Source organism: Paenibacillus sp. J22R56 (assembly GCF_056269375.1).
Window position 1 is genome coordinate 103,743 of the sequence record NZ_JBWDNV010000003.1, and the last position, 21,911, is coordinate 125,653.

At 48.3% G+C, this 21,911-nt stretch carries 16 protein-coding genes; 7 read left to right on the top strand and 9 right to left on the bottom strand.

All coding sequences use genetic code 11. The annotated features are described in order from the left end of the window. Nucleotides 1-63 precede the first annotated feature (63 nt). The gene (locus AC0YNT_RS08430) at nucleotides 64-2,070 is read right to left on the bottom strand and encodes a catalase (RefSeq protein ID WP_475804157.1); all 2,007 of its coding nucleotides are present in this window, start codon (nucleotides 2,068-2,070) and stop codon (nucleotides 64-66) included. A gap of 92 nt (nucleotides 2,071-2,162) precedes the next feature. Further along, complete coding sequence (locus AC0YNT_RS08435; protein ID WP_475804544.1) at nucleotides 2,163-3,320, bottom strand: MFS transporter; 1,158 nt, start codon at nucleotides 3,318-3,320, stop codon at nucleotides 2,163-2,165. A gap of 269 nt (nucleotides 3,321-3,589) precedes the next feature. Between AC0YNT_RS08435 and AC0YNT_RS08440 the strand changes: the two genes are divergently transcribed. The 3 genes from AC0YNT_RS08440 to AC0YNT_RS08450 all read left to right on the top strand — a co-directional run bounded on the left by AC0YNT_RS08440 (nucleotide 3,590) and on the right by AC0YNT_RS08450 (nucleotide 5,530). Beyond that, nucleotides 3,590-4,171, top strand: a complete 582-nt coding sequence (locus tag AC0YNT_RS08440; protein WP_475804158.1) for a TetR/AcrR family transcriptional regulator — start codon at nucleotides 3,590-3,592, stop codon at nucleotides 4,169-4,171. A gap of 83 nt (nucleotides 4,172-4,254) precedes the next feature. After that, nucleotides 4,255-4,857: a class I SAM-dependent methyltransferase gene (locus AC0YNT_RS08445; RefSeq protein ID WP_475804159.1), complete on the top strand. Its 603-nt coding sequence runs from the start codon at nucleotides 4,255-4,257 to the stop codon at nucleotides 4,855-4,857. 175 nt (nucleotides 4,858-5,032) lie between these two features. After that, nucleotides 5,033-5,530 carry a DinB family protein gene (locus tag AC0YNT_RS08450; RefSeq protein ID WP_475804160.1) on the top strand — a complete coding sequence of 166 codons (498 nt, stop codon included), beginning with the start codon at nucleotides 5,033-5,035 and terminating at the stop codon, nucleotides 5,528-5,530. 48 nt (nucleotides 5,531-5,578) lie between these two features. On the opposite strand, the gene AC0YNT_RS08455 is transcribed toward AC0YNT_RS08450, so the two are convergent. From AC0YNT_RS08455 to AC0YNT_RS08465, 3 genes are read right to left on the bottom strand one after another with little or no spacing between them, the layout of a single operon-like run. Continuing rightward, nucleotides 5,579-6,613 (bottom strand): glycoside hydrolase family 18 protein, encoded by a 1,035-nt coding sequence (locus tag AC0YNT_RS08455; RefSeq protein WP_475804161.1) that lies wholly within the window; start codon nucleotides 6,611-6,613, stop codon nucleotides 5,579-5,581. Nucleotides 6,614-6,639: 26 nt separating this feature from the next. After that, complete coding sequence (locus tag AC0YNT_RS08460; RefSeq protein WP_475804162.1) at nucleotides 6,640-9,264, bottom strand: transglutaminase domain-containing protein; 2,625 nt, start codon at nucleotides 9,262-9,264, stop codon at nucleotides 6,640-6,642. A gap of 5 nt (nucleotides 9,265-9,269) precedes the next feature. Continuing rightward, nucleotides 9,270-10,295, bottom strand: a complete 1,026-nt coding sequence (locus AC0YNT_RS08465; RefSeq protein WP_475804163.1) for a carbohydrate-binding family 9-like protein — start codon at nucleotides 10,293-10,295, stop codon at nucleotides 9,270-9,272. Between the two features lie 113 nt (nucleotides 10,296-10,408). Between AC0YNT_RS08465 and AC0YNT_RS08470 the strand changes: the two genes are divergently transcribed. Further along, the gene (locus AC0YNT_RS08470) at nucleotides 10,409-12,709 is read left to right on the top strand and encodes a helix-turn-helix domain-containing protein (protein ID WP_475804164.1); all 2,301 of its coding nucleotides are present in this window, start codon (nucleotides 10,409-10,411) and stop codon (nucleotides 12,707-12,709) included. A gap of 68 nt (nucleotides 12,710-12,777) precedes the next feature. Here AC0YNT_RS08470 and AC0YNT_RS08475 read toward each other — a convergent pair whose 3' ends face one another. The 4 genes from AC0YNT_RS08475 to AC0YNT_RS08490 all read right to left on the bottom strand — a co-directional run bounded on the left by AC0YNT_RS08475 (nucleotide 12,778) and on the right by AC0YNT_RS08490 (nucleotide 17,736). Further along, nucleotides 12,778-14,382 carry an extracellular solute-binding protein gene (locus AC0YNT_RS08475; RefSeq protein ID WP_475804165.1) on the bottom strand — a complete coding sequence of 535 codons (1,605 nt, stop codon included), beginning with the start codon at nucleotides 14,380-14,382 and terminating at the stop codon, nucleotides 12,778-12,780. 47 nt (nucleotides 14,383-14,429) lie between these two features. Further along, nucleotides 14,430-15,338, bottom strand: coding sequence for a carbohydrate ABC transporter permease (locus tag AC0YNT_RS08480; protein ID WP_475804166.1), 909 nt, complete (start codon nucleotides 15,336-15,338; stop codon nucleotides 14,430-14,432). 18 nt (nucleotides 15,339-15,356) lie between these two features. After that, entirely contained in the window at nucleotides 15,357-16,325 is a 969-nt protein-coding gene (locus AC0YNT_RS08485; RefSeq protein ID WP_475804167.1) for an ABC transporter permease, read from the bottom strand. A gap of 319 nt (nucleotides 16,326-16,644) precedes the next feature. Next, a complete protein-coding gene (locus AC0YNT_RS08490; protein WP_475804168.1) occupies nucleotides 16,645-17,736 on the bottom strand; it encodes a substrate-binding domain-containing protein in 1,092 nt (363 codons plus the stop codon). A 302-nt stretch (nucleotides 17,737-18,038) separates the two neighbouring features. On the opposite strand from AC0YNT_RS08490, the gene AC0YNT_RS08495 reads away from it, so the two are divergent. Genes AC0YNT_RS08495 through araA form a run of 3 tightly spaced genes read left to right on the top strand, consistent with a single transcriptional unit; the run spans nucleotide 18,039 to nucleotide 21,803 of the window. Beyond that, nucleotides 18,039-19,646 carry a xylulokinase gene (locus AC0YNT_RS08495; protein ID WP_475804169.1) on the top strand — a complete coding sequence of 536 codons (1,608 nt, stop codon included), beginning with the start codon at nucleotides 18,039-18,041 and terminating at the stop codon, nucleotides 19,644-19,646. Between the two features lie 2 nt (nucleotides 19,647-19,648). Then, the gene (locus tag AC0YNT_RS08500; protein ID WP_475804170.1) at nucleotides 19,649-20,344 is read left to right on the top strand and encodes an L-ribulose-5-phosphate 4-epimerase; all 696 of its coding nucleotides are present in this window, start codon (nucleotides 19,649-19,651) and stop codon (nucleotides 20,342-20,344) included. A 34-nt stretch (nucleotides 20,345-20,378) separates the two neighbouring features. Beyond that, the gene (gene araA / locus AC0YNT_RS08505; RefSeq protein ID WP_475804171.1) at nucleotides 20,379-21,803 is read left to right on the top strand and encodes an L-arabinose isomerase; all 1,425 of its coding nucleotides are present in this window, start codon (nucleotides 20,379-20,381) and stop codon (nucleotides 21,801-21,803) included. Nucleotides 21,804-21,911: the final 108 nt, after the last annotated feature.

Consider the following 21,911-nt stretch of genomic DNA (forward strand, 5'->3'; position numbering starts at 1 on the left):
AGAGTGGGAAAGCTCGATGACAAAATAAAGCCACTCCTACGCTGGAGTGGCTTTATTTTGAATTTATAATTGTCGTGTCCAGAAACGGCCTTGCGCGATTCCGCTAATAAACGCTTGAATTGTAGAGTTGTTTAAATCATACACGCCGGCCTCGTCTAATTTTACCCGTGCTTTATCTAAGGCTTGTTGATCGCTAAGAGCCACTGCGAGTGGTTTATAATGCTTAAATGTCGTTTCGATAAATGCTAATGCAGGCATCGGTATCGCGGCTTCGCTGCTAACCAATAGTACCGCATCGAAGAGAGTAGGGTCCACCGTTTCATAAGTAGCCGTTACTCTCAGCGGGTTTGGCAAGTCATGGAGCTTATCACCAACAATCGTATAATTGACCTTATTCTCCGTTAGAGCGGTCGTCCATTCTGCAAACTGTTCCACATCAGGATCGCCAATCCGAACGATTGCGACCTTCCTTGTATCCGGCACAAGGACGGTATCGGCCATGCTGAGTGCGGGAGATTTTTTGTCTGATTTCACTTCCATGTTCTCCTTGGGAAGAGCAGTTCCGATGTGGTCGGCCACCACTTGCGCCAAGTTGCGATCGATATGATTCAAGAGGGCAATCGCATTTGTTTTTACCAAATCTGATTTGCATTTGCCCAGCTCGAAGCTGAAAGCCTTCTTTACATGTTCTTGTTCGTAAGGAGCTAGACTATTGTAGAAAAGCTTCGCTTGCGAATAGAAGTCAAGGAAGCTTTCGCTGCGACCTCTGATTTTGCGCCCGTCAATCCGCTCTTGATAATGCTCGTAACCACCATGTTCAGCGGGGACTGGCGCAGGCTGGTTGTCATTCAAACCGTTCCGATGATAGCTTGTTTGTCCCTCATGAATGGTAGTCTGATGCATGCCGTCACGTTGATTGTTGTGGAACGGGCACACAGGCCGATTGATCGGAATCTGGTGGAAGTTAGGGCCGCCTAGTCGCGACAGTTGAGTATCGGTATAGGAGAATAACCGCCCTTGCAAGAGGGGATCATTCGAGAAATCAATACCGGGCACGACATGACCGGGGTGAAAGGCTACCTGCTCCGTCTCCGCAAAGAAATTGCTGACATTTTGATTCAAGGTCATTTTACCAACCCGTTTCACGGGAACTTCCTCTTCCGGCCACAGTTTGGTTGGATCTAGAATATCAAAGTCGAATTTATGCTCATCCTCTTCTGGAATAAGCTGCAGGCCAAGCTCCCACTCTGGATATAGACCCTTCTCAATTGCTTCATATAAATCTTCTCTATGGAAGTCTGGGTTTTTGCCAGCTATTTGCTGGGCTTCATCCCAAACTAAGGAGTGTATCCCTAAGATGGGCTTCCAGTGAAATTTGACGAAATGTGATCTTCCTGCCGCATTTATCAAACGGAAGGTATGCACACCGAAGCCTTCCATCATACGCAAGCTGCGCGGAATAGCGCGATCGCTCATCGCCCACATGACCATGTGAGCCGTCTCCGGATTCTGCCCGACGAAATCCCAGAACGTATCATGCGCGCTGGCACCTTGGGGGATTTCATTATGCGGCTCAGGTTTAACGGCGTGGACAAAATCGGGGAACTTGATGGCATCCTGAATAAAGAAAACAGGCATGTTGTTGCCCACCAAGTCATAGTTACCCTCATCCGTGTAGAACTTAGTTGCAAATCCGCGCACGTCTCGAACGGTATCATTAGATCCCCTTGATCCTTGCACCGTGGAAAAGCGTACGAATACGGGCGTGATTTTGGATGGATCCGTAAGGAAATCCGCCTTAGTGTAGTCTTCTAAGGATTCATAAAGTTGAAAAAATCCATGCGCCCCTACGCCGCGTGCATGAACGATTCGTTCGGGAATGCGCTCATGATCGAAGTGAGTCATCTTCTCGCGAAAATGGAAATCCTCCATAAGAGTTGGTCCGCGTTGTCCCGCCTTCAAAGAAAACTCGTCCTCGGCCATTTTGATCCCCTGGTTTGTCGTCAAACCATGCTTATCTTCGTTGTTAATGGTGTATTTCTTTAATTGCTCCGTCTTCTTATTGTCCATTTGAATCCTCCTAGCGGTATTTATTCACGTAAAAAGTACCTTACGTTCAAATACCCTATTTGCTAGGATTTAATCGTATTGTCGAAGAAAACTTATTTCCCTATACGATGGGTTAATGCCCAGAATAGAAGAGCCAGGGCACTGACAATGGCACCTAACAAGCAGACACCGTTCCAGCCTGAGTAAGCATAGATACTGGTAGATGCAATTGACCCGGTGGCGCTGCCGATGGAATAGAAAATCATATAACCAGCAGTAAGCCTGCTGCGTGCCTCAGGGCGTATAGCAAGGATCATGCTCTGATTGGTGACATGTACGGCTTGCACCGCCAGATCAAGAAGGACAATGCCGACGATTAATGCAAGGAGCGAATGAGGAGTATAACTTATTGGCAACCATGATATAAGCAGCAGAATTAATGCCACGCCTGTGGTCTTCTGTCCTAACCCCCGATCGGCAAGACGACCTGCTCGCGCTGCTGCTAACGCCCCAGCAACTCCAGCGAGACCAAACGCCCCAATCGCAGTATGTGAAAGAGAAAGCGGTGGAGTGCTGAGAGGCAGCACTAGGGAAGTCCATAATATACTGAAAGCGGCAAAAATCATTAGGGCTAGTGCACCACGGATTAGCAGGATTCGTTCTTGTGCAAACAAAGTGAGCAGCGAACGAAGCAGCTGTAAGTAGGATAATAATTCTCTTTTGTATTCATCATGCGGTAGTACCCGAAACAATACACATGCCATGATTAGCGTTAATCCCGCCGAGACAAGGTAGACAGAACGCCATCCGGCCAAATCCGTTAATACGCCAGCGAAAGTTCTCGCCAGCAGAATACCAATTACGATTCCACTTGTCACAACACCAACGACACGTCCACGTTCGGCTGGGGCAGCCAAGGTTGCCGCGAACGCAACGAGCGTCTGTGTTACTACGGCAAGCAATCCAACCACAGCTATGCCTATGAATAACACCATGCCGGTGGGGGCGGTGCCAACCACAATTAAAGCCAATACGGATACTAGCATCTGTCCAGCGATCAGCCAACGCCGATTTATTAAATCTCCGAGGGGGACTAGCAGCAGCAGGCCAAGTGCGTAACATACCTGAGTGATTGTAATAACAATACCGACGGATGAATGAGTAATACCGAACTCGGTTGCAATGGCGTCCAGCAAGGGCTGCGCGTAATAGATGTTGGCGACTGCCAGTCCGCAGGCGATTGCAAATAAAAGGGCAACATTGCGAGACATCAAAGATGCGGGCACAGATTTTGATGCTGTGAGCGCTGTTTGAGCTGACTCAAACTTCCCCAAAGATAACACCTCCCTAAATTTACGTTTACCATTTGAATAATAACATACTGATCAGTATGAAATATTTCCTGTTAAATATAACTGCAGGAAAAGTTTGCTGTCAATAGACTACTGTAGTGGACGGATTAAAGCTTAATATTATTGACAGCACAATCCTCAACTCATAAAATTATAATATACCGATCGATATGAAAAGAGGGGTTATTATGGCCCGACAACGCGAATTTGATGAGGAAAAGGCATTAGATGCAGCTATGCAGCTATTTTGGGAAAAAGGGTTCGAAGCTACGTCTTTAAGCGACTTGACAGCAAGAATGGGTATTCAGCGTCCAAGCATATACTCCACCTTTGGAGACAAGAAGGGACTATTTGAAGCTGCGTTGCGGAAATATACGAGTGCCCATGCTGCCTATGTTCGCACCAATCTTCAAAACAATTCTTCTGTTAAGGAGGCATTCCGTGCCTTTTTTGAAAATATGTTGGCAAAGGAATATGAGGAATGTCCAAACTGGGGGTGCTTTTGCATCAATTCAATGGTGGAGCTTGCGCCTCATGATGAGAAATTTGAAATTCTCACAAGAGAACATCAGATGTATCTCTCGGTCATATTCCAAGAAACGATTGAACGAGGGATGCGCTCAGGTGAGCTTGATACCGGTATTAACGCAAAGGGTCTAGCGCAAACTCTGGTTATACAGTTAATAGGACTTACTGTTTTCATGAAATCTCGTCCTGAACGAGTATTTGTTGATAATTCAATAAAAGAAATACTTACATTATTAAGATAGAATCACGTGATTGAATTGACTTGTTTGTTCCACATGAAACAATTTTTATTTATTAAAGCTGAAGCTGAATCGGAGAGAAATTGATGGCAAATACAGATAAGTTTGAAATGATCGCTCATACCTATGACAGTCCTGGAAGAATCCACATTGCAAAGGTATCATCAGATGCCATTCGTGAATATTTAACTGACGCTGGCAGCAAGAGTGCTATCGATTTTGGGTGTGGAACGGGTCTTGTTGGATTGAACCTGCTAGACGAGTTTAACTCGGTGCTTTTTCTCGATACATCACCAAACATGATTAATCAAATAGAGCAAAAAATTTCTGATCTGAATATTAAGAATGCAGCTACATTATGCTTTGATTTTGAACAGGATGGTCTGTCGGATATACGCGCCGATTATATATTCATGGCTCAGGTTCTGCTCCACATTCCGGATGTTGAATTCGTCTTATCCAGATTATTTGATGTTCTCAATGAAGGTGGACATGTAATGATCGTTGATTTTGATAAAAATGAAAATGTCGTTTCGGATATGGTTCATAACGGATTTCATCAAGCTGAATTAGCTGACATAATGACTCGAATAGGCTACAACAATATTCAATCCAAAACTTTTTATCATGGAAGTAAAATATTCATGGCACAGGATGCCTCGATGTTCATTCTTGATGCTCAAAAGTAAACCCTTAGACGGGAAAAGCCACTCCATTAGTCGGAGTGGCTTTTTGTTATGCGGTAATGTTGGGTACGCAGACAAGGCGGCTAATAAAATGCATAACAATGACAAAGGTTGTCATCATTAGGGATTAGAATTGGTTTGAGGAGATTAAAGTTGAACAAAGAGGAGTGACGACAAGATGTATTGTACAGTTGAAAATTTGATCGCTGAGTGGAAGCGGGAAGCCGGATTAACCCAGAAAATATTAGATAGCTTGACCGATGAAGCACTCTTGCAGCAGGTTTATTCTGAAGGACGTACGTTGGGAAGAATCGCATGGCATTTCGTTTCGAACATTCCGGATTATTTAACGGAATTTGGAGTCTCGATAGCGAAAGTGCCAAATCAGAGCGAGGTGCCATCCGCAAAGGAAATTGCGGAGGTCTTTAAAGTGGTAAGCTCCCAGGTGACCCATTCTCTTCAAGAGCAATGGACAGATGATACGTTGAAGCAAATCCAAAAAGCATTCGAAAGAATGGAGTCGAACGCGACGGTTTTTATGGGATTGATTAAGCACATCGTTCACCATCGTGGTCAGGTCACGGTATTGATGCGCCAAGCGGGATTGCCTATACCTGCCGTATACGGTCCCTCCAAGGAGGGGTGGGCGCAATTAGGAGTGACGCCACCGCTATAAGCAAGCAAAGAGAGGGGCTAGACCCCTCTCTTTGCTATATCCAGTATCTTATTTCAAGAATCCTTCATTAATCGCATCAAGCAAACTATGTGTCTCATCGCAGCTGTACTCCCAGAACATGATGCCTGCAAGCCCCTGGCTCATCACATACTCGCATTTGCAGCGCAGTGATTGCTCGTCTTCATAAGAGATGAAGGTCGATCCGTCGAATAAGAACGGAGCGCAAGCTTCGCTGTCCCAGTAGCGGATGTAGTCTTTCTTGTTGATGTATTCAGCGTCCAATTCGGTGAAGGAAGGGCCATATCCACCTGTGGTGCCAGCCATTTGATGAAGGCCGTTATTACGGTCCGGCACGCTATCCCACTTGCGGGAATAGAAGGCTGCGCCGATAACGATCTTATTCATCGGTACGCCTGCACGGGCGAACATCCGAACGGAAGCATCCGTACTAATGCGGAACAGATCCCCAGTTGGCGTATATAGATTGGTATGATGGCCGGTGAGCACCTGAAAGCCGCCGCGCATATCGTAGGTCATCAATTGAATGTAGTCCAAATACTGCTGTACTTTATCCATTTCCGTGCCATCAATGTAGTACTGGTCGGCCCCGGCTGCAATCGTGAGCAAATAATGGCGATCGTCTTCAGAGCCCTGGGCATCTAGCGCTTCCCGGATTGCACAGAGCAGCAGCGTGAAATTTTGTTTGTCCGCCGGACTTGAGGCAATCTCCGCTTCTCCGTAACAAGGGTACTCCCAATCCAAATCGATCCCGTCAAAAGGAAGTGTGCGAATGACCCGGACTGCCGAGGCAGCCATCTTCTGTCTGCCTTCTTCGGTCGATGCCGCTTCGGAGAAGCCGCCGGCGCTCCAGCCGCCGACGGACAGGAGTACCTTCAGCTCAGGATTTTCGCGCTTAATGGTATGAATCGCATCGATTTGCTTTAGATGCTCCGTAACAATTTCATCCTGCCGAACATGACCAAACGCCACGTTAATATGCGTGAGCTTCAGCAGATCCTCCCGTGTCATCTCGGGAAGCGCCGAATCGCTCACATAACCTACTTTAAAATATTTTTTTTCCATTGTTGTTTATCCGCTCCGTTCTGTTTCTATTCGTAAGGAATGAGACTAGTCATCACTTGTATGGCTTCTTTCACATTACCGATTCTGTAGCCGGAAGCGGCATAACGAATTTGATTTTGACGGTCTAGGGCGAGCAGATGCGGGAATCCGGCTTCGGTCGCCGATGCTTGGACGAATGTGTCTGGCAAAGGGCTTGAATCACGAACAAACACGGTATGCAAAGGCAGCTTCGGATATTCGGAAAAGCTGTCGGATGCAGTTCGTTCCATGTTGCTGGTGAGCAGGATAATCGGTACCTTCAGCTGATTGAGCTGCTCAGACAACTCCATCAGCTCACGGAGCAAATGCTTGGTCGGTTCCCGTTCCGGCTCGATCCAGGCGACAATAGCGCCTTCCGTTCCGAGGATCTGCTCTAGCATGGCTGACTCGCCGCCTTGCAGGGTAATTTCCCTGTTGCTGTCGAATACGCCGAGTACCGGAATATCCATCATCGTTTCTCGGAATGTCAGTGGCACTTCAATCGTTGCTCCAGCACGCACAGCAAAATACGAGAGGCGTACGCGCACCGTACCGTCCTTCAGACGAATGCCCGTTGTCAACCGATATTGGCCAGCTTGCACTTCAAATGGTACATCGTAGATATCCGTCTTGCCGTGAGGATACACTAACGTTTGGTAAACGCCGTTCTCTAGACGGGCGAATGTGAAATTCTCTGCATAGGAGGCGACTGGCGGTTCCTGCCCTCCGGCAGCATCTTTGCTCAACCGTAACAGCCCGCGATCTTTTGGTGCTTCACGCTCGCTTCCGGAGGATACTTCCACTGTGGTCTCGGCGTCGAACCAGCTATCCTGCTGTAAATATTGCGCTGTTTGTTCGCTCGGATGCAGACGTGCCGGGATACCTAAGCTGCGGCAGACGGCTACAAACAGAATATCCAGTGATAACGGATCTCCCAGCTTCAGCTTATAAGTTCCAGCTGGATTTCCCCGGCCTATTAGATTCGGCAGATCTGTCCAAACCTCAAAGTTCTCTTGCAAGCTGCGGGCAACCAGCGAAGGATCAACTTGAAATGAGGCGATTTCCTTCGCCGTGAATGCAGCTCGTAGCAGCTTCCGATAAGGAACCAGCATCTCATGCAGTACTCGCGGACAAAGCACGTAACGAACAAAAATTTCTTCGTCCAGCGTGCCTCGACTCGAGAGTGCACCGATCAAATGATCCTCAAGCACAGGGCGGAACGTATCAATTAAATCCTTACTCGGCAGCGTTTCTAAGAGGCGCAGCGGCCACTCACCAAATGCGCCTGACTGCTCCCGCAAAAAGGCTGCGATCTCACGGCTGTTGCCCCGCGCATTCCGAAGGATGTTCCATACACGATCCGAAGGCAGTCCCGTCTCTTCCGCAAGCGAGGCGGCATCCAACTCGCAGAGGAAAGTTCCTTCATAAGAGGTCCGACATCGAGTCCCTTCCTCTAGACGGCTATTATGCCGCATAATCTTTGCTTCCGTCAGCGGCTCCAAAGGCTCCCCCTCTCTCTCGGGAGGCGGAACCATATTGAAGTCGACATATCCTGCCGGCTGCTCCGATTCGTTCAGAACAAGCTCCACTAAGTTCAAGTTGTGACCTAATACCGAGATTTTTGTTTCGTCCCATTGGCCGTCTTTCACCGCGCGAATGACCAGATCCCCGAGACCTGTCTTAAAGGAGACTTTGCCCTCGCTATTTGTTGGCACAATGGCAATCGGGAATAATTCGGCCATATTGTACAGCTCGAATCGGACCTCCGCACCGGCAATAGGCGCACCGTGCACATCTTTCACCATTGCCTGTATCATTCCGCTAGGAGCATAGTTATCGAGCAAGTTGATCTCCGTGTACCAGTCGTGGGCAAGGGTAATGTCTTCGGGTCCCCGATAATCCGCGAGGATCCTCGTGTTGACCAGCATGGCCCGGCGCGCGGGCGGCGTGAACCACCCTTGGTCGAGACGGGCTTCCGGCTCGCATGCCCCAATATAGTGCCACTGCCCGTCGGCCCACGCTTCAACCCATGCATGATTATCGTCGCAGTGGGCCCAGCGCGGCGTATATACCTGGCGGGCGGGAATGCCAATGCTGCGCAGCGCGGCTACGGCAAGCGTCGACTCTTCGCCGCAGCGTCCACGCGCGTTCCGAATCATGGAGAGCGGCGATAACGTGCGCAGATCGCTGCCTATGTATGTCGCTTTTTCCTGGCACCAGTAATTCGTCTCCAATATGGCCTCAGCCATCGATAGCTGCGCCGTACGCTCTGCTAATTCTTGGTATAGGATGCCGCGTGAATCCTCGATATTCTCCGTATTGACCCGGTAGGGCAATACGAAATGCAGGAAGAGATCGTCTGGAATACTCCACGGCATCTTCCTTCGGATGTCCAGCGTCTGCCGCACATGGCTTAAGAACAAGGAGCCGTCGTAATCGGCCATGTCGTTAACCGGCATGTAAGCGAACAGGTACTTTAAAGCCCATAGTTCTTCTTCTGTCAGCTCTTCTTGGAAAATACCAAACAGCTCTTGCTGCCGCCCTGCGGCAAGTTGCTGTTTCAAACGAAATTTGCGTTCAATCCGCTCCAAAGCTTCATGATCCAGTAAAAATATCATCTTTGGTATTGTCATTAGGGTCACTCCCTCCATAACTTCCCGTCTTCACGAATACAGAACACAGATTGCTGGTCCGCGGATGGCACTTTAATCTGGAATAGGCTGCTCGTCGTTTCAATGACAGGCTTGATGCTCCAGCATTCCTCTCCCATCAGAAGCTTGGCATCCCTAGTAAATTCACCATGCGCTTCGAAATAGTTGCGTTCACGGTAGTAGAGCCGGCGCAGCTCCCATTTGATCTGCTCATCTGCAGGAAGCTCAAACGCCGAAGGCTCGCCATACTCATCCGTGAATACGACGTAACCCCACAGCTCTGGATAATGCATGTTGACGAGACCCATCGGTGACCACACCCAGTTATCTTCGGGATAGGGCTTATCCGTCACCGGATTGATGACTTTACGGTACTTGCCTTCGTGTACCTCGGCCTGCCACTCGACACGTGAGAAATTGACGCGCCAGAACTCACCGGAAGACGGAGGCCGCCCACCGGCAGCGCATTCTCGTAAGCTGGTCCAAGGCATCGCCACTTCGATGCTCCACATGCGGTTAGCTGCAGAAGGACAATTAAGCTCACCGTCAATATGCACGGCGGTCTTCAGTCCTGCGATATCCCAGCTGTTCACCGGCGGGCCGCCGTCCCGATAGGGCTTGACCAGCAGCAAATCCCACACTGTATTCAGCGCATTGATTTCAAATTCGTAATAGTGATGGCTGTCGCCGTCGGGATCAATGAAGATCTCGAAATCATTATCGTGAAAAATGACCGAATCGCGCTCTGTCAGCGTTGCCCATATCTGATCCTCGATCAGCTCCGCCGCGAAGTAGAAATATTCGTCGTCCCACAGCATTTTGACCCTCGTCTGCTTTGAAGGCTTGGGACGGAGATCGCCTTCGATATCAACAAAATCCCCGGTCCATTCCGCAGCCGCCCAGAACGACTTATCGACGCGGCCGTCCAGCTCAAGCGGCTCCTGCGCTCGTCGGCATAGATAGTGTTCAGGGGCGTAGGCAATTTTTGGTTCCGGCACTCCGCTTCTGTTCATATTCTCATCCTCCGTTGTTGGTTTTACGTTCCTTCGCGCTATGGGCAAAAAAATTAAAAGTTGATATGATTGGTAAATATATTCACGGCAGGACGCACAGGGGGCAGCATGTTTTGATAAAGAACTACTTTAAATCAAAGCTTTTCCTGAAATACATTTGGTCCTATTTGTTTATATTGTTAATTCCTTTAATTCTGATGACCATCTTCATTTACCAAAATGCCGTCAGCAGCCTGCGTTCGGAAATCGAGCAATCCCGATTGAATCAGCTGACTCAGGCTAAGGTTATTGTCGACGGCCGGATCAAGGAACTGAGCGAGATCGCTTCCCGTATCTCCTATGACAACCGGCTTACGCCCTACCGTGTTCACGACCCGATCTACAGCGGCGAAGCGATTAAAGGGCTGGATCAATACAAATCGACCAGCTCAATAATCGGTGAGCTGCTGCTCTATTTCCATCAAGACGAGAAAATATATTCCAGCAAAGGCCTCTACAATTTTGACGTTTTCGCTAATGTCTTCAGCTTTGGAAACTGGCCGACGGACAAGCTGTTCCTTGACCTGAACACGGTCAAATATCCGACGATGCGGCCGGCAGATACCGTTACGAAATCTTCGAAGATCTCGGAGAGTATGCTGGCTTATCTCATTCCCATCACACCAAACAGTCCAACGCCGCATGGCACGGTTATGTATCTGATCCGAGAGTCCGAGCTCACCAGCCTAATTGATTCCATACTCGGAAACTATCAAGGCCTTACTTTTATTCTTGATAACGAAGGCCATATTCTGGTGGATAACCGCCAAGGGGAAGCAATGACCAGTACGGCAGCGAAATCGCTGATCAACCTGGAACCCGGCATTCACGAGCAGACCATTAACGGCAAGCCGCACTCCGTCGTCTCCGTCAAATCACAAAATAACGGCTGGACGTACGTTACGGCGATGCCAAGCGCGCAATTCTTCAGCAGTGTGCTGCATGTACGCAGCTTCATCATCCTGCTGTTTTGTATCATCGTCCTTGTTGGAGCGGCTATTGCGCTTGTGCTTGCCAGAATGCAGTACCAGCCGATTTCGATGCTTGTACAATTCGCCGCATCCAAGTCGAATAAGAACCGTCAGCAAGGTGGGACCGAAGCACTCGGCAACGAGCTGGACCGAATTCGGTCCACGCTGCAGGAATACAGTTCAAGGATCGATCTTCAAGAGCCTTTCGCGCGTAATCACTTCTTGTCGATGCTGCTGAAGTACGGCAATGTTCAAAGTCTGACTCCTGAGCTGCTGCAAGCTTTTGATCTTCGCTTTGACCGTTCGCACTATTTTGTCGTGGTTATCGGATCGGGCAACAATGGCGGTTCCCCAAGCGATAGGCAAGAACTGATTAAACTGCTGAACCAGATCGAGTTCCTGGAGCTGAAAGCAGTCGGGTACGGTGTCGAGCTTTCCCAGCTGGATCAGCTGGGGCTTATCGTCAGCTTTGATTGGCATGTCGGTCAAGCGGATGTGTTCAACCGCGTCCGCAAGATTGTCGAAGCTATGCGAAGCCGTGTGCTTGCCATTATGGACGACATCCCAATGATCGGCATCGGTGTCGGCACCTGCTATGAGAGCCCGGACCAGCTGAATCAGTCCTTTATTGAGGCTTGCTCAGCCTTTGAGCTCCGGTCTTCTATCGAGCCGGGCAGCATTACCTATTTCGAGAGGCTCTCCGACGAACCGCAGCATGCGGATTGGATTCCAAATAACACGTTGATGAAGCTTGCACAAAGTTTGAAGCAAGGCAGCTACGATGTTGCCGTGCCCATTATAGAATCGGTGTTTCGGAACCTGCAGACGACGCAAGTTTCCGCTTTGCTTACACGCTGCACTTGCTTCGATCTGTTGAATACAATGCTAAAAACGGCATCCGAGCTTGGTATCCACAGTGCTGCCCTAGATCTGGCCCCTGCTGCGATCTACGGCAATTCCCTGGACGAGCTGGAACGCACCTTCCTGGCTCTGGCCTCCCGCATCTGCAATCAAGTAGAGCAGAATAACCGGAAGGAAGAACAGACCTTAATGGAGCGTATCGCCATATATATTGACGAGAGGTATACGGATCATTCATTGAGCCTCGAATCCGTTGCCTTTGCATTTGGCGTTTCACCGTCGCATGTCAGCCGTTCCTTCAAAGAGAAGATCGGACAGAATTTCATCCAATACATTTGGCAGAAGCGGCTCGAAATGGTGATTCAGCAGCTCAAGACCACAAGCGACCCGCTGAAGGACATCATTCTTCGCGTTGGCTACCAGGATACGCCAAACTTCACACGCAAGTTTAAAAAAGAAACCGGCTATACACCTGGGCAATATCGCAAGCTGTTCTCGGAAAACGAACAAGCCCGGCAATTTTCCGAACTTGAAGATGAATAGTACAATAGCCAACCCCCGGTTAAGCGCCGGGAAAGGTTGGCTATTTGCTTTTCAATCATAAATTGTCGTTACTTGTTCCAGCTGTCGTAGGCGCTTTGGTAAAGCTCAACGATCTTGTCGCTGCCCATTTTCTTAAGCTGAGCTACATACTTGTCCCAATTGGAAAGCGGCTCTTGTCCAGTTACGAATTTTGCTTCCATCTGTGTCACGTATGTGCCCAGATCTGCCAGCAGCGCCGTTGCTTCTGTCTGTTGGTCATTCGTCAGATAGACGTACGGGAATGGTGACTTGGCAATTGGCGTCAGCTTCTCCGCATTCTGTTGATCAAGCCAGCTGTCGAATTCGCTCCTCAAGCCTTTGGTCAGCTCAGCCGAGCCCATGCCTGGCGCCGGGATGCCGTAGTTCGGCGTCAGCGTGCCGCGAAGCTCTTCACGGTCTTGGCCAGCCTCTAGCGGCAGCCATTCTTTCTCATGAGTATCCTTGTTCTTGTACTTCCACAGCATGTTCTCCGGACCTTGTGCAAATAATGTAGCGCCATCATAGCCGTATAGGTAGTCGACCCAGCGCATCGACGCTTCCGGCGACGGATTCGAGCTTGTGATGGCAAAGGTACCGTTCGTGGAGAGTCCCGGATGCTTACCGTATACCGGAGATCCAGCTATTTCGCTCTTTACCGGCGTCATGAGTGGATTGTCACCGCTAGGCTCGCCGCCAAGCATGAAGTACGGGAACCAATTGTTAAACAAAGCGACCTGATTATTCTTGCCTTTTGCTGTCTTCTGATCATCGGTTTGTGAGAAGGTCTCGTGGTCCAGCAACTCTTCTTTCCATAGACGGTTCAGGAACGTCAAGTAGCCTTTATAGCCTTCTTCTTGAGGTGAATAGTGTACTTTGCCTTCCTTGTCGGCATAATACACTTCGTTGTAGATGCCCCAGAAGCCGAGGAAGTACATGCGCAGATCGTCGAGCTTAACGGAAGTGAGCGGGATTTCGTCCTGCTTGCCGTTGCCGTTTGGATCTTCTTCTTTGACCCGTTTTAAATAGCTGTACAGCTCTTCGGTTGTCTTCGGCTCTTCGGCATTCAACGCTTTCAGGAATTTGCCGTTGTACCACATTGGCCCACGGTACCACACGGCGGACAGATCGATGTTTGGCAAGGAATAGATATGGCCGTCAGGTGTTGTGTACGACTTGCGAATGTCGGGATACTCATCAAAAATTTTCTTGATATTTGGTGCATAGCCGCCATCGATATACTTTTCAAGCGGCAGGAGCACGCCTTGCGTTCCATATGTGACTTGCTCAGCGGATGTCAGTTCTGCGGCATAGAAAATATCCGGCAGGTCACCGCTTGCGAACACGAGGTTCTTCTTTGTTGCAAAGCTGTCGACCGGGGAGTTCTGATATTCCATATGGATGCCCGTTATTTTCTCCATCTCTTGCATGACCGGCATCTTATTCCAATCGGCAACACCGACGTCTTGCGACATCATCTTGAGGGTCAGCGGCTTGTCCACAATTGGGAAGGCATCTTTACTAATAGCTCCTTCGCTAACGTTCGTGTTTGTCGTACCTGTGTTACCATCGTTTGAATTTGCGCCGCAGGCCTGAAGCAGTGCTGCGGATGTTGTTAGACTAAGGAGGATCAATGATGCCTTACGAATCTTATTCATGACAACAACTCCCTTTATAGTTTGGGTGCACCTATGGTAAGTCGGAATCAGCCTTTGACTGAACCGATCATAACACCTTGAACGAAATAGCGCTGTAAGAAAGGATAAATCGCAATAACCGGTACCGTCGCTACAATGATGACGGCGTATTTGACGAGCGCGGCAATCTCAGCTTTACTGTTTAGCGCCGAAGCCGAGGCGATGTCCATCGCTCCCCCGCCCTGCGCCGAGGCCTCCTGCAAGACAAGAATTTGACGCAGTACCAGCTGCAGCGGATATTTTGCCGCGTCGTTTAAATAAATGAGTGCCGAGAAGTAGCTGTTCCAGTTGCCGACCCCGTAGAACAGAGCCATAACCGCAATAATTGGCATCGATAACGGCAGGATAATCTTCATAAACAGCCGCAGGTTGGTGCAGCCATCGATCTGTGCAGCCTCCTGCAGCTCCCTCGGAAGCGAGCTTTGGAAGAAGGTACGGGCGACGATAATATTCCAGATGGAAGCAGCCGACGGAAGGACAATCGCCCAGATGGTGTTAATCATATGAAGTTTCTTAACGAGCAAGTAAGTCGGTACAAGCCCGCCGCCGAAGAACATCGTGACCATGAACAGCCCCATGAAGATATTGCGGCCGATAAAGTCCTTCCGGCTCAGCGCATACGCTGCGGGCAGCGTCACCGCCAGATTAATGGCCGTACCAACGATGGTATAGAGAATGGTGTTGCCATATCCGTTCCAAATGTTCGAATTCTCGAACACCCGTTTATAGCCGTCAAACGTAATTTCCATCGGCCACAGCCACATTTCGCCTGATCCAACAAGCTTTGGATTACTGATGGAAGCACTGACCATATAAATGAGCGGATAAAACACGACAAGAAACGCTAGAAATACGAAAATATAATTGAAAACCAGGAATACTTTATCTCGGCCACTCTCATTAATACCTGATAACATACAGAATGCTCCCCCTCTCTACCACAAGCTGTTATCGCTTATACGGCGAACGACCTGATTGACCACAATAAGCAGCACCGCATTGATGACAGAGTTGAATAATCCAATGGCTGTTGAGAAGCTGTACTGAGCGCTCACAAGCCCTGAACGATAGACAAATGTCGAAATCACATCTGACGCGGTCATGTTGAGCGGGTTTTGCAGCAGCAATATTTTCTCAAAGCCAACGCCAAGTAAGCTACCCATGCTCAATATGAGCAGAATCGTCATAGTTGGCACTAAGGTTGGAATGTTGATATGACGGACACGCTGGAACCGTGAGGCTCCATCAATGATGGCCGCCTCATGAAGTCCAGGATCAACACCGGACAGTGCAGCCAAATAAATAATGGTACCCCAGCCCGCACTCTGCCACACATCCGAGAAGACGTACATGGTTTTAAACCAACGTGGATCTGTAAGGAAATCGGGTGAATGGAAACCAAGTCCCTCAATAATATTCGTTACTATGCCTGTAGATGGGGAAAGAAAGGTAATAATCATACCTGCCATAACGACCATCGATATAAAGTGTGGTGCGTAGGTGACCGTTTGGGCCAATTTCTTGAAGTAGCCGTTCCGTACCTCATTAAAGGCAAGCGCCAGTATAATCGGAATCGGAAAACCGACCGCTAAGGAATACAAACTGATGCTGAGCGTATTCCATATCAGGTCCCAAAAGTAATAGGAATGAAAGAATCGTACAAAATGGTCGAAGCCGACCCACGGGCTCCCCGTAATCCCTTTTGTTGGGATGAAGTTTTTAAAGGCGATTTGAATGCCGTACATCGGTCCGTAGCAGAAAATAAGGAAGTAGAGAAGCGCTGGGGCAATAAAGAGGTACAATTCCCAGTTTTTAATGATTCCCTTCCAAGTCTTCGTGCGCTTTGTTTTTTGTTTTGTAGTTAACGCCGAATCCCTGGGAAGGATCGTTCTTGTATGCTGCATAGAACCACTCCTTTCACAACTCATTCTGATTTCGGGATCATTCACCAGCCGTCGCTGCTTGCAACACTAGCTTGATAACGCTTACACATTTACGATAGCCGAGATGTTAAACTCTCGTAAATATGTCGTTTTAGGCATGCCCGGAAGGCGCATAACAGCAGGCCTGCGGGCATTTGACAAGAGGTGATGACAAGCGGATAATGTGTTGTTTTTGACCCCCAAAAGACACCATTTGTGAGGCTTAACAAATTTGACCAATGGTTGTAAAAGCAAAAAAATGCCGCTCCCTTTGCAGGAGCGGCATTTTCTTTAACCTTATCTATTCCACTTCAATCTCTTTTACCGTTTCACCCTCAATGAGTACAGGCTGGTAGTAGGTGCTTGTGGGCAGGTCTTTTTTGCCTTGAAGATTCTTGATAATCCAGTCTGCTGCGTCACGGCCCATTTGCTCTTGGGGATGGGTCAGCGTTGTGAGCTTGATATTCGCGTTCTTTGCGATGTAGGAATTATCCTGGCCAATGATGGATAACTCGTCTGGAATGGAGATGCCCAGCTTTCTGCAGACATGTACAACTTCGAGTCCTACCTCGTCGTTGTAGCATACAAGGGCGGTCACATCATCCCGATTGTCGTTCAGATAACCTTCGAGGTTTGCAGATAGGTCCGGCTTTGTCGCCGTATCGAATGAAAGGACATGCTCTTGCTGAAACCGTAATTTGGCTTCCCCAAGTGCCTTAATAAATCCTTTCATTCTAAACTTCCCTTGCAAATCATCCATTTTCGCAATAATGCCGATCTGAGTATGTCCTTTGGCAATCAGCTCCCGGGTTGCGAGATAGCTGGACTGCACATCATCCAGACAGAAGAAAGGAACCTCGAGCTCTTCGTAATAGGCATTAATCATCGTGAGAGGGACTTCCTGCTCCTTAAAAGACAGGTAGTAAGCAATATTGGGGTTGTAAACATTGCTTCTAGTAGGTTCAATAATCAGTCCATCAACACCGTAGGACAGCATCATTTCGAGCGCTTTTTTTTCCTGGGAGATATCGTTATTTGTACTGGCCAGCAGCAAAGAATAATTATCTTCATTTAATCGGCTTTCAATGCCGCGGATAATGGAAGGAAAGATGTAATCCGAAATATAGGTCGTGATGACGCCAATTGTTTTATTGGTGGTTTTCCCGCCAGCTTTGGAGCGATATTGGGTACTGACGTACGTGCCTGATCCTTTCTCACTTCTTAGGAATCCCTCATTTGATAACTCCAAAATCGCTTTTCTGACCGTCTGCCGGCTAACGCTGTAGTCTTCCTGCAAAGCAAGCTCCGAAGGGATTCTCTCGCCAGATTTGTATGTTCCCGAGAGTATATAACTTTTAAGATCATCAATGATGACCTGATATTTTGGCTTCATGTAATCCACTACTTTCATAAAGTTGTACGTACACATTCTAGCATACATTGCTTGGAATGCAAATGCAGTCCTATTTGCTTATTTTCTCAATGGTACAAGTTACATATGGACGCAATAATAATGATGAAAAGGGATGCTTTTGCAACTCATGTAGGTATAACTATTAGACTATATTGACAAATGTACGTACAGAAAATATACTAGGGCTGTCAGTATGAGAAAGCGCCTTCTTTCGATTGGATTGAGGCTTTTATAGGATGAGAAATTGTTGGGGTTAAACGGAGAGGGGAGATAGGTTAACTATGAGTCTGAAGGAAGCAATTATTAATGGCGAGACCTCACTAGGTATCGAATTCGGCTCTACACGGATTAAAGCGGTACTGATCGATCGTCGTTTTGAGACCATCGCTTCAGGAAGCTATGAGTGGGAGAATCTGCTCAAAGACGGCTATTGGACGTACAACCAGGGGGACATTCTTGTTGGTCTCCAAGCCGCTTATGGTGAATTAAAGCTGGAAGTGGAACGGAATTACGGAGTTACGCTCCGTACATTCGGTTCAATTGGATTTTCCGCTATGATGCATGGTTACATGGCATTCGACAGCAATGGCGAACTGCTTGTACCATTCCGGACTTGGCGTAACGCCACAACGGGTGCGGCAGCTAAGGAACTTACGGAATTGTTCCAATTTAATATCCCTGAGCGCTGGAGTATCGCCCATTTGTACCAAGCAATCTTAAACGAAGAGGAGCATCTGCCTCGCGTTGATTATGTAACGACGCTGGCGGGCTATATCCACTGGTTGCTCACCGGCAATAAAGCACTTGGTGTTGGCGATGCTTCCGGTATGTTCCCTATTGATGAAGCCACTCATAATTACCATCCAACGATGATTAAGCAATTTGATGATCGAATCGCATCCAAAGGTTATCCGTGGAAGCTTGAGGATCTTCTCCCTAAAGTATGTCTCTCCGGTGAGCAAGCTGGTGAGTTGACGGAGGCTGGCGCCCGCATTCTGGACCCAGCAGGGGATCTGCAGTCTGGCATTCAGCTGTGTCCGCCAGAGGGCGATGCCGGCACAGGCATGGTAGCGACGAATAGCGTAAGGAAGCGTACGGGTAATATATCCGTTGGTACTTCTGTTTTTGCTATGATTGTACTCGAGAAGGAATTATCGAAGGTTTATCCGGAGATTGATATGGTCACAACGCCTGACGGCAGTCCAGTCGGCATGGTGCATGCCAACAACTGTTCCAGCGATCTTAACGCCTGGATGGGATTGTTCCGTGAATTCTCCGAAGCGATGGGGTTTGGCGCAGATTCCGGCAAGTTGTTCAGCGTATTGCTGGGTAAGGCATTGGAAGCTGATCCGGATGGCGGCGGTTTGTTGAGCTACGGTTATCTCTCGGGCGAGAATATTACAGGAATTGACCAAGGGCGTCCGCTCTTCGTCCGCTCACCTGAAAGCAACTTTACGCTTGCTAACTTCATGCGAACACACTTATTCACGGCCTTTGGAGCATTAAAGCTTGGCATGGATATTTTGACTGAAAATGAAGATGTAGCTATCGACAGCATTTTGGCTCATGGCGGCTTATTCAAGACTCCTGTCGTTGGACAAAAAATCTTAGCTGGCGCGCTGAACGTACCGATCTCGGTTATGTCCACGGCTGGTGAAGGCGGAGCATGGGGCATGGCGCTTCTGGCTTCTTACCTTATCAACAAGGATCAAGAAGAGGGCTTGGACGACTTCCTCGAGCAGAAGGTCTTTAAAGATGTTGAAGGACAAGAGATTGCTCCGGATGCAGCTGATGTAAGAGGGTTCGAAGCCTTCATCAAACGATATCAAGCAGGGCTTGCGATTGAACAAGCTGCTGTAGAACATCTGCTGGAGAATGGGAGGGACTAACGTTGTTAGAACAACTGAAAGAAGAGGTATATGAAGCGAATCTAGATTTGCCGAAGCACGGACTTGTAAAATTCACTTGGGGTAATGCGAGCGCTGTTGATCGGGATAGCGGCCTGTTCGTCATCAAACCAAGCGGAGTCAGCTATGACAAGATGAAACCAAGCGACATGGTCGTTGTGGATCTTGACGGTAATGTGGTTGAGGGAGAGATGAGACCTTCTTCGGATACCGCGACTCACGCTGTATTGTACAAACATTATCCGCAAATCGGAGGCATCGTTCATACCCACTCCACCTGGGCTACGATCTGGGCGCAAGCGGGACTAGATGTACCTGTTATGGGAACAACACATGCGGACACCTTCTATGGCTCCGTGCCTTGTGCACGTTTCTTGAATCAAGAGGAGATTGACCGGGGTTACGAAGCGGAGACGGGTCATGTCATTATCGAAACGTTCGAGCAGCGTGGACTGGATGTTATGGCCGTTCCGGCTGTCCTGCTTTCAGGACATGCACCTTTCACTTGGGGGAAAGATGCGAAGTCGGCAGTCGTGAACAGTGTCGTGCTGGAGGAAGTCTGCAAGATGAACTTGTATGCACGGCAATTAAACCATTTTGCCAAAGAACTGCCGCAAGGCATTCTAGATAAGCACTATCTTCGGAAACACGGTAAAGACGCCTATTACGGGCAGAAATAATAGATTTTACACCTTACTAAATTGAGAAAAGAGGATGATTAAGATGGCAGAAAAACAATTTTGGTTCGTTGTAGGTTCACAGCATTTGTACGGGGAAGAAGCACTGGCAGAAGTAAAAGCTCACGCACAGACAATGACTGATGCCCTGAATAATAGTGGTGTGCTCCCTTATCCGCTTGTCCTGCAAGACCTGGCAGTAACCGCTGATAAAATTACAAGCATCATGAAAGAAGTTAACTATCGTGATGAGGTAGCAGGTGTTATCACTTGGATGCATACCTTCTCGCCTGCGAAAATGTGGATCCGTGGTACGAAGCTGCTGCAGAAGCCTTTGCTTCACCTCGCAACGCAATATAATGAGAGCATTCCTTGGGCAACAATCGACATGGACTTCATGAACTTGAACCAAGCGGCTCACGGCGACCGTGAATACGGATTTATTAATGCCCGCCTGAATAAACAAAATAAAATCGTTGTAGGCTATTGGGAACGTCCGGGCGTTCAGCAGCAAATTGCAGATTGGATGGACGTAGCCGTTGCTTACAACGAAAGCTTCAATATTAAAGTGGCTCGTTTCGGCGACAACATGCGTAATGTTGGCGTAACAGAAGGCGACAAGGTCGAGGCTCAAATCCAATTCGGATGGACTGTCGACTACTATGGTATCGGCGATCTCGTACAATACGTGAATGCTGTTACTGAGCAAGAGATCGATGATCTGATGGGCCAGTATGCGGAGCTCTACGATTTCGATTACGGCACGAACAGCAAAGAGGCTTGGGAAGCTAGTGTTAGAATCCAAGCGAGCTATGAAATTGCCATTAAACGTTTCTTGGACGAGAGAAACTATAATGCCTTCACAACAAACTTTGAAGATTTGCATGGCATGAAGCAGCTTCCTGGTCTTGCTGTACAGCGTCTGATGGCACAAGGCTACGGCTTCGCTGGCGAGGGCGACTGGAAGACAGCTGCGCTTGACCGCTTGATGAAGGTAATGAGCCGCAATCAGAACACAGGCTTTATGGAGGATTACACGTACGAGATGGCGGCTGGTCAAGAAGCCATCCTGCAATCCCATATGCTTGAAGTTGATCCTTCCTTGGCAAGCAATAAGCCGAAAATTATCGTTTCCGCACTCGGAATTGGCGATCGTGAAGATCCGGCTCGTCTTGTGTTTGATGGTAAAGCAGGCGATGGCGTAGTCGTATCCATGGCGGACTTTGGCACTCATTATAAATTGCTGATCAACGAGGTTTCCGCATTCGAACCTACCGTTCCAGCTCCAAATCTTCCAGTAGCTCGCGTCCTGTGGACAGTGAAGCCGAACTTCCAAGATGGGATCAAAGCTTGGCTTGAGAATGGCGGCGGTCACCATACGGTTGTTTCCTTGAACCTGACGACAGATCAAATCGTAACTTACGCGAAGCTGGTTAACTTGGAATACGTCGTTATTAAATAATTAATTGAAATATAAGAGCCGTTTCTTTCTTAAATAGGTCATCCTATTTAGGAAGAAACGGTTTTTTGTTTTTGCTATAATATTTGGTAGATACGAGGATTAGTTTTT